Source organism: Pseudomonas sp. App30 (assembly GCF_047947025.1).
Taxonomy (GTDB): Bacteria; Pseudomonadota; Gammaproteobacteria; order Pseudomonadales; family Pseudomonadaceae; genus Aquipseudomonas.
Genome location: NZ_CP133165.1, coordinates 4493608 through 4506036 on the forward strand (window position 1 = coordinate 4493608; position 12429 = coordinate 4506036).

16 protein-coding genes are annotated in these 12429 nt (G+C 63.4%); 8 read left to right on the plus strand and 8 right to left on the minus strand.

Annotation, left to right across the window (positions count from 1 at the left end):
• Positions 1 to 157 precede the first annotated feature (157 nt).
• From RAM80_RS20930 to RAM80_RS20940, 3 genes are read right to left on the minus strand one after another with little or no spacing between them, the layout of a single operon-like run.
• The gene (locus tag RAM80_RS20930; protein ID WP_416422343.1) at positions 158 to 1360 is read right to left on the minus strand and encodes an SGNH/GDSL hydrolase family protein; all 1203 of its coding nucleotides are present in this window, start codon (positions 1358 to 1360) and stop codon (positions 158 to 160) included.
• A complete protein-coding gene (locus RAM80_RS20935) occupies positions 1361 to 2374 on the minus strand; it encodes a DUF459 domain-containing protein (RefSeq protein WP_416422344.1) in 1014 nt (337 codons plus the stop codon).
• Positions 2361 to 3764 (minus strand): MBOAT family O-acyltransferase, encoded by a 1404-nt coding sequence (locus RAM80_RS20940; protein ID WP_416422345.1) that lies wholly within the window; start codon positions 3762 to 3764, stop codon positions 2361 to 2363. Before RAM80_RS20940 ends, RAM80_RS20935 begins: the two co-directional genes overlap by 14 nt.
• A 236-nt stretch (positions 3765 to 4000) precedes the next feature.
• Between RAM80_RS20940 and RAM80_RS20945 the strand changes: the two genes are divergently transcribed.
• The gene (locus tag RAM80_RS20945) at positions 4001 to 4192 is read left to right on the plus strand and encodes a hypothetical protein (RefSeq protein WP_416422346.1); all 192 of its coding nucleotides are present in this window, start codon (positions 4001 to 4003) and stop codon (positions 4190 to 4192) included.
• Between the two features lie 33 nt (positions 4193 to 4225).
• On the opposite strand, the gene RAM80_RS20950 is transcribed toward RAM80_RS20945, so the two are convergent.
• Positions 4226 to 5086: a DMT family transporter gene (locus RAM80_RS20950; RefSeq protein WP_416422347.1), complete on the minus strand. Its 861-nt coding sequence runs from the start codon at positions 5084 to 5086 to the stop codon at positions 4226 to 4228.
• Between the two features lie 94 nt (positions 5087 to 5180).
• On the opposite strand from RAM80_RS20950, the gene RAM80_RS20955 reads away from it, so the two are divergent.
• A complete protein-coding gene (locus RAM80_RS20955; RefSeq protein WP_416422348.1) occupies positions 5181 to 5741 on the plus strand; it encodes a helix-turn-helix domain-containing protein in 561 nt (186 codons plus the stop codon).
• A 333-nt stretch (positions 5742 to 6074) separates the two neighbouring features.
• On the plus strand, positions 6075 to 6398 hold the full coding sequence (locus tag RAM80_RS20960; protein ID WP_416422349.1) for a hypothetical protein: 324 nt from the start codon (positions 6075 to 6077) through the stop codon (positions 6396 to 6398).
• 89 nt (positions 6399 to 6487) lie between these two features.
• Here the strand turns inward: RAM80_RS20960 and RAM80_RS20965 are convergent, their stop codons facing one another.
• A complete protein-coding gene (locus RAM80_RS20965) occupies positions 6488 to 6931 on the minus strand; it encodes a hypothetical protein (RefSeq protein WP_416422350.1) in 444 nt (147 codons plus the stop codon).
• 690 nt (positions 6932 to 7621) lie between these two features.
• Here RAM80_RS20965 and RAM80_RS20970 point away from each other — a divergent pair.
• A complete protein-coding gene (locus RAM80_RS20970) occupies positions 7622 to 7861 on the plus strand; it encodes a DUF6124 family protein (protein WP_416422351.1) in 240 nt (79 codons plus the stop codon).
• A gap of 308 nt (positions 7862 to 8169) precedes the next feature.
• On the plus strand, positions 8170 to 8508 hold the full coding sequence (locus RAM80_RS20975; RefSeq protein ID WP_416422352.1) for an acyl carrier protein: 339 nt from the start codon (positions 8170 to 8172) through the stop codon (positions 8506 to 8508).
• 10 nt (positions 8509 to 8518) lie between these two features.
• Here the strand turns inward: RAM80_RS20975 and RAM80_RS20980 are convergent, their stop codons facing one another.
• From RAM80_RS20980 to RAM80_RS20990, 3 genes are all read right to left on the minus strand, one after another.
• On the minus strand, positions 8519 to 8680 hold the full coding sequence (locus RAM80_RS20980; RefSeq protein WP_416422353.1) for a DUF2986 domain-containing protein: 162 nt from the start codon (positions 8678 to 8680) through the stop codon (positions 8519 to 8521).
• Between the two features lie 134 nt (positions 8681 to 8814).
• The gene (locus RAM80_RS20985) at positions 8815 to 9213 is read right to left on the minus strand and encodes a nuclear transport factor 2 family protein (RefSeq protein WP_416422354.1); all 399 of its coding nucleotides are present in this window, start codon (positions 9211 to 9213) and stop codon (positions 8815 to 8817) included.
• A gap of 101 nt (positions 9214 to 9314) precedes the next feature.
• Complete coding sequence (locus RAM80_RS20990; RefSeq protein ID WP_416422355.1) at positions 9315 to 10247, minus strand: LysR family transcriptional regulator; 933 nt, start codon at positions 10245 to 10247, stop codon at positions 9315 to 9317.
• 112 nt (positions 10248 to 10359) lie between these two features.
• On the opposite strand from RAM80_RS20990, the gene RAM80_RS20995 reads away from it, so the two are divergent.
• From RAM80_RS20995 to RAM80_RS21005, 3 genes are all read left to right on the plus strand, one after another.
• Positions 10360 to 11112, plus strand: coding sequence for an SDR family NAD(P)-dependent oxidoreductase (locus tag RAM80_RS20995; protein ID WP_416422356.1), 753 nt, complete (start codon positions 10360 to 10362; stop codon positions 11110 to 11112).
• Positions 11113 to 11169: 57 nt separating this feature from the next.
• The gene (locus RAM80_RS21000) at positions 11170 to 11694 is read left to right on the plus strand and encodes a VOC family protein (RefSeq protein ID WP_416422357.1); all 525 of its coding nucleotides are present in this window, start codon (positions 11170 to 11172) and stop codon (positions 11692 to 11694) included.
• Positions 11695 to 12072: 378 nt separating this feature from the next.
• Positions 12073 to 12420 (plus strand): DUF6124 family protein, encoded by a 348-nt coding sequence (locus RAM80_RS21005; protein ID WP_416422358.1) that lies wholly within the window; start codon positions 12073 to 12075, stop codon positions 12418 to 12420.
• The last annotated feature ends 9 nt before the right edge of the window (positions 12421 to 12429 follow it).

The following is a 12429-nucleotide window of genomic DNA, read 5'->3' on the forward strand; positions in this document are numbered from 1 at the left end:
GGGGACAAGAAGGAGCAGATGGGTGGAGCTAAAAGCGGATCACTACAATGCCGTGGCAGCGGCGTTTAGTGTGGGAGCTGGCTTGCCAGCGAGCTGTTGGGGGCCCCGAAAGCTCGCTGGCAAGCCAGCTCCCACAAGATGTTTGTTGCTACCAGAGTCAGCGAATCACGCCCTTGAGGTAGTCATACAGCCCATTGGCCACCTTGATGTACCCCTCTTTTGTGAAGTGCACCAGGTCCGGCCGCGCCAGGTCCTGCGCCTGCCAGCTGTTGATCGAGCAGTCACCGCCCATGAACGCCTGCCAGCTCCAGTACAGCGTGCGGTTCTGGCTGGCCACGCGTCGCTGCGTGTCGATCACCCCGTGCAGGCTGCGCGGCAGGCGTGCCTGGCAGCCGCTGGCGCCCTTGTTCTTGATCGAGTCCGACGCGCCGACAATCAGCAGCACGGTGCCCGGCAGCGCCTGGCGTAGCTGCTGGATGCGCTGGTTCTGCTGGCTCTCGTACAGGCCCAGGTCGAGGTCGTCGTCGAAGGCTTCGTTGGTGCCGTAGGCGATGATCAGCAGGTCAGGCTTGAGCGCCTTCAAGGTGTCCAGCCAGCCGGGCTGCCACTTGTCCACCACGCTGAACTGCGCGCCATTGATGCCCAGGGTCGAGAACACCACGCCGCTGTTGTTCTGGCCCAGCACGTTCCAGCCGCCCACGGCCAGGTTCTGGCTGCTGGCGAAGGTCAGGTCCAGCGGCAGCGCCAGGTTGCCGATGGCCGGACTGAAGCGCCACTGGCCATTGGTCGCGGGTAGCGGGCGCGCTGTTTGGGTGTAGTCGTCGCGCGCCTGCAATGTGTTGATGCTGCCGGCCTGGTACAGGGTCGAGACCCGGTAGCGCAGGTCGGTGGGCGGCGTGGGCTCCAGGTGCACGTGGGCGCCGGCGGTCTGCGGCACCGACAGGTAGCCGCCCAGCGGGAAGCGGTCGCTGTGCTGGTTGCGCGCCGAGGTCAGCGCCCACTGGCTCTTCGCCGCGGTGAGGCGCACCTGGTCATAGCGGGTGCCAGGCACCGGCGTGGCGGAGATAAAGCCGATGCCGCCGTTGCCGTAGTCCTGCTGGAAGCGCGTGCGCAGCTCGCCGGTGAGCAGGTCGGCGGCGGTGTGCGAGTCGCCCAGCTGCACGATGGTGACCGCCTGGCGCTGGGCGTTCTTCAGCTTGTTCTGCAGCAGCCGCAGGTTAGGCTCGGCGTCGGCGGCCTTGTTCACCCGCACCACTTTCGCCGGGCTTGGCGCGGTTTGCGTGGCGACGGCCGAGACCGGGCTGCAGCCGCTCAACAGCAGGGCGCTCAGCAGCGTCATGGGGCCAGGCAGTCGGTTCATTCAACGCTCCGTTAAGTCATGGGTCTGGACATTGATCAGCGACATCACGCGCTCCGCGATCAGCTTCTGGCCAGTGGTGGTGAAATGGATGCCGTCATCGACACGGGTCTTGACCTTCTTGCCGTCGGCGCTCTCCAGGTAGGGCGAGAACGCGTCGTCGTGGTAACCCAGCACGTCGTTGGCCGACAGGTACAGCTGGCCGTAGTGCTCGGCCTCGCTCTTGTACAGGTCGCGCAGGTAGGCCATGGCAGTGGACAGCTTGTCCTTGCGCATGTTCGGTGGGCCTACCCAGATCACCTGCACGTGGTGGGCCTTGGCCAGTTCGAAGATGCTTTCCACGCGCTGGCGGTAGGACGCTTCCCAGTCGGCGCTGTGGAAACGCAGGAACGGCTTGCCCTTGGCCACCGGCATGTCCCACGGGTCGTTGGGGCCCAGGAACACCACGATCAGGCGGATGTTGGCGTTGGCCTGCAGGGTCTGCTGCACCGTCAGCGGCCAGTTGAAGAAGCCAGGGTAGGCAAGGCCGGTGCTCTGCTTGCTGAGGTTGACGCTGTTGATCTTGTAGCGCTTGAGCAGGGTGTTGGCCATGTGCGGCGCCACGCCCTGCATCAGCGAGTCGCCGACGAAGAACACCTCGTCGCTGGCGCTGAGGCTGGCGATGGTCAGCGGCGTGATCTTCACCGGTGCTGGCGTCTTCACCTCTGGCACCACCACCGGCACGGGCACCGGCTCAGGCTCGGCCACCACCAGCGGTGCCGGCGGCGGGGTGTCATCCAGGCGTGCGAAAAACGCCGTGCGGGCGTCGTCCATGGCCTCGGTCAACTGCGCGCCCGCGCTCCACGCGGGGTTGTCGCCCAGGCCCGGCACGCTGCAGTCGGCGTGGTATTTCTGCTGGCAGTACAGGCGCACGGAGGTCTGGTTCAGCCACAGCAGAATCACCGCTGCCACCACCAGCCCGGCGGCCACCTGCAACGCCTTGATGAACTGGCGGGCCACCACGTTAGAAGCTTGCATAGATGAACCCCGGCACGCCCGACGGTGAGGCAAAGATGACCATGGAAATGAACACGCCCAAGGGCACCGGGTATACCAGCCAGGGTATGTGCTGGCTGGCGGCGAACGCCTTGCGCAGGCTGCGCACCAGCCAGGGGTAGGCGGCCACCAGCGCCAGGCAGGCAAGAATGCCGCCCCACGGGCCCTGGTCCACGCCGCTGAACGACAGGTGGGTGAGGCCCGCCAGCATGTCCTGGGTGTCTTCCAGGGTGGCGCTGCGGAAGAAGATCCAGGCGAACGCCACGTAGTGGAAGGTCAGCAGGCGCGCCAGCAGGTCGGCGCCCGGCCAGCTGCGCTCACCCGGGAAGGCGCGGCTGTACAGTTTGTAGCCGATCAGCCCCAGCCCGTGCAGTGCGCCCCAGATCAGGAAGTTGACGCTGGCGCCGTGCCATAGCCCGGAGATCACCATGGCCGCGAACAGGTTCAGGTTGCTGCGCCAGAAGCCGCGGCGGTTGCCGCCCAAGGGGATGTAGACGAAGTCGCGGATGAACTTCGACAGGCTGATGTGCCAGCGGTCCCAGAACTCCTTGAGGTTGCGCGCCAGGTACGGGTAGTCGAAGTTGCGCGGCAGGCGGAAGCCCAGCAGCAGGGCGATGCCGGTGACCAGGTTGGTGTAGCCGCTGAAGTTGAAGTAGATCTGCAGCGAGTAGCCGTAGATGGCCAGCAGGATCTGTTCCGGCGAGAAACCGGTGGGCGTGTCGAACACCGGGTCCACCCAGTTGTTCGCCAGCCAGGTGCTGAACAGGAACAGCTTCACCACCGCCAGCGCCACCAGGCCCAGCGCCCGTTGCGGCTCCAGCACCTCGCGCGGCGCCGTGGGGCGGATCTGCGGCAGCAGGTGCTCGGCGCGGTTCACCGGGCCGGCGATCAGGCTGGGGAAGAACGCCAGGTACAGCGCCAGGTCCAGCGGCGCCGCCGGCTTCAGCGTGCCGCGGTTGATGCCCATCAGGTAGCTGACCGAGTGGAAAATGTAGAACGACATCCCCACCGGCAGCAGCACTTCCATCAGCGGCAGCGCCACATCCAGGCCCATGGCTTGCAAGCCCTGCTGCGCGCCACTGACGAAGAAGTCCTGGTACTTGAAGAAGTAGAAACAGCCCAGCACCAGCGCCAGGATTGCCCCATAGGTCAGCCGCCGGCCAGGGTAGCGCGCGCTCAGCTGCCCCAGCCCGAACACCGCCGCGCTGTAGCCGAGCAGGATGTACAGGAAGTTCAGGTTGAAGCTGGCCAGAATCCCGTAGCTGGCCGCCAGCAACAACAGGTTCTGCACGCGCAGGCTGAAGTTCAGGCACCAGTACAGCAGGAAAAATACAATGAAGCAGAGACCGAATTCGATCGAAAAGTAGCTCATCAACGTAGTCCGTTACGCAGTCTGCGGCAGCAGGAGGGGCGCGTTTTCAAGCGCTGGGCCGCAAATCAGGGCGCGGATTATGTCAGAGCGCCATCCCCGCCAACAAGCAGGCCGGGGATGAACTTTCGTGCTGGTGGTTGGCGCTTTTGTCCGACATTCCGACATGCGGCAGCCTTGTCGAAAACCATTTTTCCGACCCTTTGCTAGGCTTTTCCTTTCAACCAAAGGAGGTGGTTATGGACCGCTCAAACAGTGATCGTTCACGTATGGCCGCTATGGATAGCGCAGTGGTCAGGGAAAATCTGTACCAGGAATGGGACAGCGGGGAAGTGATAGAACAGCCATGGGGCACCGCGCGCGGAGGGGCAGCAGGCTACCTGCGCCATGAAGCCGGGTACAACATGGAAGAGGAAGAAGAGGAAGAGTAAGGCTTGAGCAAGGCGGTGGTGGCAGGTGGTTGGTCACCGCCGCTGCTTTGGCTGCAAGGTCATGCCGGCTGCGGCCGCCAGAATCAACACCCCGCCAGCGTATTGCCCCACTGACAGGCTGTGGCCCAGCGCCAGCCGGTCCACCAGCACCGCCACCACCGGGTAGATAAACGACAGCGCGCCGACCAGGGCTGTCGGAATTTTCTGCAGCGCTCCGTAGAGTAGCGTCGACATCAACCCCGTGTGGATCAGGCCGATGGCCAGCAGGCAGGCCCAGGTTTGCAGCGGCGGCTGGGCGCTGATCACCGCTGCAAAAGGCGCCAGCATCACGCACCCTACCGCCATTTGAATGAGCACGATCAGGTGGGGTGGCATGCCTGTCAGCCGCTTGGTGATCGCGGCCGTCAGCGCATAAAAGAACGCCGCGCCCAAGGCCATGGCCACGCCGCCCAGGTAGTCGCCTGGTCCGTTTGCCTGGCCGTTGACTACCAGTAGCAGCCCCATGAACGCGGCCGCCAGCCACGCCCACGCCCTTGCGTTGACGCGCTCCTTGAACACCAGCACGCCCAACGCCACCAGCATGAACGGCTGGGTGTGATACACCACCGTGGCCACCGCAATTGACGCGCGCGAATAGGCGCCGAACAGCAGCACCCAGTTCAGCACCAAGGCCACGCCACCCACTGCGGCCAACAGCAATTGCCGTGGCTTGATGGCGGTCTTGAACACGCCCAACAGCACGCACGCCACCAGCATCGCCAACGCGCCGAACGCGCAGCGCCAGAACACCACCGTCGCCGCCGGCTGCCCGGCCATCAGCACAAACCAGCCGACCGTGCCGGAGATCAGCATGGCCCCGGTCATCTCCAGCGTGCCGCGTGTTCTGCCATCCATGGTGTGGTTTTCCTGTCATAACGAACGAATGGACGATATGCTGAACGCCTGATAATTGTTCGTCAAGACGAACGAACGGATGATTTGGTGAACAATGACTGACCCGACCTTGAGCCCCATTGCCTTGCTGTCCAGCGCCATCCGCCGCGAGCGCGAGCGTGCGGGGCTGTCCGTGACCGAACTGGCCAAGCGCGCCAGCGTGGCCAAATCCACCCTGTCGCAGCTGGAGTCCGGCACCGGCAACCCCAGCCTGGAAACCCTGTGGGCCCTGGCGCTGGCGCTGGACGTGCCGGTCAGCCGGCTGATCTCCCAGCCCAGCCAGCACGTGCAGGTGATTCGCGCGAACGAGGGCGCGGCTGCCGAGTCCGAACAGGCCAACTACGCCGCCACCCTGCTGGCCGCCTGCCCGGCAGGCGCGCCGCGGGACATCTACCGGGTCAAGGTGTTGCCGGGCGAACCCCGAATCTCCCGGGCCCATGGGCCGGGCACCCACGAGCACGTCATCATCTGCAGCGGCACCGCACGGGTCGGCCCGGTCGGTCGGGCGGTGGAAGTGACGGTGGGGGACTACGTGCGGTACTCGGCGGATGGGCCCCATGAGTTTGAGGCGGTGGGTGGGGAGGTTGTGGCGGTGATGGTCATTGAGCAGGGTTGAAGCAGGGCATTTCCGACGGGTTTGAATGAATTTTTTCCGGCGGAAATTGAGCCTCCTCGCTAATGTGTTTCAGGGCGATTCGCTGGCTGGAAATTGCGGGTGGTTCGTTGCACAGTTCTCCAAGGCCCAACGCATTTAGGCGAAACCATGGGCCATGGAGAAATCTGTGATCATGAATTTGCGCTTGATAAGGCTGATGTTTTCGGGCGGCATCGTTGGCCTGGCAGTAGCCGGCTGGGCTGGGGTGGACACTTCGCAGGGCATGGGCATGACCTTGGCCTGCATTGGGGGTGCAGTAGCGGCGTTTGCGGCCATCAAGCTAACGGCACGTTGATGTCCATTACGGTATCCACGTTGCTGGAACACTGGACGCTGGATTCCTGGAGCGTGGTAACCGGCCTCTGCGGCGTAGTGCTGCGGTGGGGACAGCAAGGGTGGCGCATCCATAAGGATGAATGCGTATTTGCGTTTCTGAACGGCACGACGATCGCCCCTTTCGTTGTGCTGGCAATTTCTGCGTTCAGCCCGGGCATGCTGGCCTTGGCGATGACAACGAAAGGCGCCATGGCCATGGCAGGGTGCGTCGGTCTCTTTTTTGTGTTGAGCGAGACCTTGGCGCCAAAGGGCCTGCGCCGCAAGCCTGCCGAACCGGTGTAGCAGCGGCCGCAGGCCGCGTCCTTGGCGCCGCGCATACACCGGTAAAACGCGGTGCCTGCCTGACGCAGCCTGCGGCAGCTGCTACGGGGTTACATGGCTTTCCAGTGCACGTTCACTGCCTGATGCTTGCCTGTACTCAGGTCGACCGGGGTGCGCATTTCATGGCCATCCAACTGCGACACCACCTGGTACTTCCCGGCGGGCAGCTGCACCAGCAACATCGGCCCCACATCATCCACGCTCAACAGCTGCTTGCCCTGGGCGTTCTGAATGCTGACCTTGATGCCTGACTCATACTTGTTGTCCGCCCCTGCGGAGAACGTCAGCTGCAGGCTGTAGCCGTGCTCTTTCTGGATGGCACACGACTCATCGATGCCAATGCCGCCGGACATATACGCGACGCCGTTCTGGTTCATCGGCTCCAGGTGCACCCCGGCAGGGTCCACCGCTTCAGTGCAGGCCGCCTGCACCGGGCCGCAGGCCAGGCCTGCCAGAATGACGCCGGACAGCGTGAGTAATCGCAACGCTTGCATGATCACCACTCCCGAGCCCACGCAGGGCTCCGTCTAGACGATGCCACCTGTGAATCCAGTGCCGTGGGCGGTGGCAGCAGTTGGCACCGGTTACTTGGTTAAGACTGCGGGCGGGGGGCGATTGTTCGAAGGGCAGTGGTGATAAACGGTAAATGGAAGGGCAGTGCTGATGCACGACGCCCGTAGCAGCTGCCGCAGGCTGCGTCTGGGGCAATGGGGTGTTCCTGGGAATGCGCGGTGCTTTCTGACGCGGCCTGGTGGCCGCTGCTACGGGACGGTGTTCGGTGCGCGCCTAGGCGCTGCCGCCGAAATCCCCTGCCAGGCAAAGCCTTCCCAGACATTTCCCACATCCTTCGTAGTTATGCCCTACACCAATCCCGGCTCGGTAGTGCGCTAGCATAGGCACCGTCCGACAGGCGTCCGCAATTCCCAGTGATAGCCTTCCCCTGCCGCTGAAAACCAGCGGTCGGGTGTGAGAACCCGTCGGAAAATCGGAGCGCAGCCAGCCATCCCGCTGGCTGTTCTGTCGCTGCATGCTCGCTCTATGGCAGCTGCACGCGGGCGGGCCTTGGCCCGACCGGGTTTCCCGTATTTCCCTGGTTCTCACCCTGCGTGCGGCTGCCACCCAATTCTGTGAGAAGGCTTGGGTGGTTGGCGCTTTACGTTGGTTCAGGAAATACGGAGATGTCCATGAATGACGCTTTAACGAATCGAGCCCTCCCTGCATCCCTCTTCCGCGTGCGTGATGACGTCAGCGCCGAGGAGGTGCTGCTGCATCTGTCGGAAGTGCTGCGGGTGGGGGAGGCGGCGGCTTACGAGCTGACGGAAAACCCGGGTTTCAACGCCGGAGGATTGGCCTTGGCCGTGGTGCATGCCATGGAAGCGGCGCAGGTGTTGGTGGGGCGGTTGCTGGAGATGGAGGCTGCGTAACCAACGCGTAGCCGCTGCCGCCAGGCTGCGCTGGCCCTTGCTGTAAATTCCACGTGCAGAATACGGCCCAAATCAGCAGTTACAATTTCTACGCTAATGCGGAAAAGCAGGGGGTGTTACCCTCTGCGGCTCCACGGAGAAAATTAAAAGGTTGTTGCATGCTGCACGAGACAGACCTGCCGATGTCAGTTTTACTGGGCGTGGATGAGCTGCGGCGGACCGGTCTGAAATTGGCACCTTCTTCGCAAATCATCGTCTGGCAGTATTCGATTTAATCAGCATCGGTCTGTGTGCATACGAGGCCAAAAATGCAAAGTGATACCCCCAGGCAAGCGCTGGTCACCGCCGTCATCGATATTTTCGTCAGCACCATCGGCTTCATCCCGCGCGACAAGGTCAACGAGCACACCCGCTTCCTGACCGACTTCAACATCATCGACGATGACCTGACAGTATTTGTCCTGGAGGTGCAGAAGGCATTTCCCCTGAACGCCCCCCGCGAAGAATGGCAAGTCATCGAGACCATCGGCCAAATCGTCGATTTGATCATCCGTTGCCGTGAGCACCCCGAAGACTATCCCCCGCAGCCGCCCAGCCGGCTCAAGCGCACGCTAGCATCGCTCAAACAAAAGTTGTCGGGCACCTGAACAGGCCAGCTCAAACTTCAGCGGCATCCCCCGCAACCTGCTCCGCCTCCAACGCCAGCTTCGCCCGGTCCGCCTTGCTGATGTATTGCGGCTTGCTCTTGGGCGCCAGCTTGGCGTTGGCCTTCTTGGCGTTGGCTTTGAGGATTTGATTGATTTTCTTGCGACGGTTCATGGTGTTTGCTCAGGCTGGAGGGCGTTACGGTGTTTCCATGGGATGCATGGTGCCAGAGCCGGGTAAAACCATGTAATAGAAATTGCGCAAACGGTACCGGCAGCCGCGGTTGTCCGGGCTGCCAGTGGGGCATCTTATTCCACCGGCGCGAAAGCCTGCGCTGCCGCCATCGTGTCCAACGACTCGCGCAGCAACTGAATCTTGCCATCGCGCGCCACCAGCCGTCCGGCATACAACTGGCGATACACCCGCCCTGTCGCCGGCACCAAGGCCTCCACGCTGTACTCGGCAAACGCCTGGTCAGGCGTGTCGATCAAGAACCGCACGTTGTGGAACTTGAATCCAGGCACCTTGCCCAGCAACGAGCCGATAAACCCGGCGATCGCCTCCGGCCCCTGCACATGGTGGGGAATGCCCAGCGACTGCAGGTACGGCAGCTCCAGCACGCCATCGTCGGCGAACAGCGCAGCGGCGGCCTGGGGTGACTGAATGGATTCAAGATACGACTGAAGCAGTTCGACGGCGTTTTTCATGGTGGCGTTCTCCTTGAGGTGGGCACGTTGCTGTGTGCCTGTGCGCTCACAGTAAGGGAGCTCCCGCCTAGTTAAAATGGCAATTATAGAAAGCCATCATTTCATTTTTGTTCGTTGCTTTTAGGCCAGCGCCACACCGGCTCCGCCAAATGCTGCGCGAAGAAATCCGACAGCGCCTTGATCTTCACCGGCCGCGTGCGCGCCGACGGCGTGACGAAATACAGCCCGCCACGGGCCATGCTCCACTCCGGCAGCAGCGCCACCAGGCGCCCATCCGCCAGGTACTCGCTGGCAATGAACTCCGGCAACTCAGCAATCGCCAGGCCTTCCAGCAACGCCGGCAACAACGCGTCCGAGTTCGTCACCCGCAACGGCCCGCTGGGCACCACGTCTTCTTCAGTGCCGCTTGCATGGGTAAAGCGCCACACCTGGCTGCGCGCGCGGTAGGCGTAACTCAGGCAGGCCCGGCTCGCCAGCTCGCGCGGGTGCTGCGGCGTGCCGTGCGCCGCCAGGTAGGCCGGCGACGCCACCAGATACTGCGTCACCGCACAAATGCGCCGCGCCACCAGGGACGAGTCAGGCATCACCGCAATGCGCAGGGCCGCATCAAAGCCCTCGGCAATCAGGTCCACCGAGGCATCCGACAGGTGCAAGTCCACCGACAACTCCGGGTACTGGCGCATCAGCTGCGGCATCAGAGGCGCCACCCAGCGCAGCCCGAACGACATCGGCACCGCCAGCCGCACCTGCCCACGCGGCTGCACCGACAACTCCTGGGCCTCGCTCTCCACCTCTTCAGCCTGGCGGTAAATGTCCCCCGCCTTGGCCGCCATGCTGGCGCCGAACTCGGTCAGCGACAGTTGCCGCGACGTACGGTTGAACAGCCGCCCGCCCAAACGCTCCTCCAGCCGCGCCACCGCCCGCGACACCGTGGGCACCGACACACTCATGACCCGCGCCGCCGCCGCGAACGAACCTTCCTCCGCCACCTTGGCGAACATGGCCAGACCTTCGAAATCGGGAAGTTTGCTCATTTCAAATCTGCAATGATGAGTTTCAGATGATTCTATTTTGAAAGGTAACAGCCGTCGATATGCTTCTCCCACACCGCAACACAACCCAACGATTCAACCCTGGAGAAACATCATGGCTCGCAAACTTGAAGGCAAAATCGCACTGGTCACCGGCGGCACCACTGGCATCGGCCTGGCCACCGCCAAACGCTTCGCCGCCGAAGGCGCCCACGTCTACATCACCGGCCGCCGCCAGGCCGAACTCGACGCCGCCGTAGCCGAAGTCGGCAACGCCACCGGCGTGCAAGTCGACTCCACCCGCCTGGACCAACTCGACAGCCTGTATGCCCAGATCGGCGCCACCCACGGCCACCTCGACGTGCTGTTCGCCAACGCTGGCGGCGGCTCGATGCTGCCCCTGGGCGAGATCACCGAACAGCACTACGACGACACCTTCGACCGCAACGTCAAAGGCGTACTGTTCACCGTACAAAAGGCCCTGCCACTGCTGGCCAAAAACGCCTCGGTGATCCTCACCGGCTCCACCGCCGGCAGCTCGGGCACCGCCGCCTTCAGCGTCTACGCCGCGTCCAAGGCCGCCGTAAGGTCCTTCGCCCGCAACTGGATACTGGACCTGAAAGACCGCCACGTGCGCATCAACACCATCAGCCCCGGCGCCACCCGCACCCCCGGCCTGGTAGACCTGGCCGGCCCGGATGCTGCGCAACAGCAAGGCCTGCTCGACTACCTGGCCTCGCTCATCCCCATGGGCCGAGTCGGCGAAGCCGAAGAAATCGCCAGCGCCGCGCTGTTCCTGGCCTCCGACGACGCCAGCTTCGTCAACGGCATTGAACTGTTCGTGGACGGCGGCCAAGCCCAGGTCTGACCCACGCGCCGGGCGGCCCACCCCAGGCCGCCCGCCCACTCAAAGGAGGTGCTTCACATGCGTATGCCAAAACTCGCCGCACTCACCCTCAGCCTGCTGCTGGGCACCGCCGCCCAAGCCGCCACCCCGCCCACACTGGCGGTGTCCACCATCGACCACGTCGGCATGAACGTGCCTGACATCGACGCCGCCACGCGCTTCTTCACCGACCTGATGGGCGCCAAGGTCATCTCCGACATGCAGCCGGGCAGCATTCCGGACCAGTGGAAAGCCCAGTTCCGCTGGCATGCTTCCAGCGACCTGCAGCGCTTCGTGATGCTGCAACTGCAGGGCGGCGCCAAGCTTGAACTGTTCCAGTACCGCGGCACCGAAATCAACCACCAGCAGCCCCATGGCGATGATGCGGGTGCCAGCCACATCGCGCTGAAGACCGACGACATCGACGGCAGCCTGGCGCTGTTGAAGGGCAGGGGCGTGACCATTCTCAACGAGCCGATCACCAACCCGGATGGGATTCGCTGGTTCTACTTCCAGACGCCGTGGGGGGCGCAGGTTGAGTTGGTGGCGTTGCCTAAAGCGTGATCTGTTTGGGATAGAGGAAAGGTGTAGGACAGATCCTACAAGATCTGCGATAATCGTCTTACGGCTTTGAAATGATTACTAAAAGTTTCCATGTTTCGCTTTCATGATTGGCGCTTGCGCTGGTTTTTTTCTGGGGCTACTCTCCGGTCGCCGCTGCTCATCAGCGGTCGGGTTTAGTCGCTCGGAACAGAGCCAGGCGCGTAAAGCGCCCTCCTGAAGTGTTGCCGGCAGGTTTGCCAGCAGCGTTTTATGGTGATCGTACGTGGGGCGCTTCGGCGCGCCGGGTGCTGGCTACCGGTCGACTAACCCGCGTACGGTCGCCTCCCTTCGTTTAGTCGCGAAGGCGGCGGCTTCAGTTGCACCAGCCAGAGGTTCACCATGTTCAAGCCGGTCCCCGATCCACCCGCGCCACCCGAAACCTTCGCCGCCGAAGGCATCTCCCCCTACACCCACCCCGTCCCCCTGAGCCCCCACGTCACCGCCCATCACGCCTTCGGCCCCTGCGTTGGCGACATGCCCATCTTCACCGTACGCGAAGGCATGCCACTCGAAGAAGTCCTGGTACAAGCCAGCGCCTACCTGCGCAGCGCCAGTGCCGGCGCCACCGAACTGGTGGAAAACTGCCCAGAGGAATGGCGCGCGTTGGCGCGAAACGTGGAGCACGTGAGTGAAATAGCGCGGGCGTTGGTGGAGGCGGCTATTGCGGGGCTGCCCAAGGCGCGGTAGCTCTGTAGC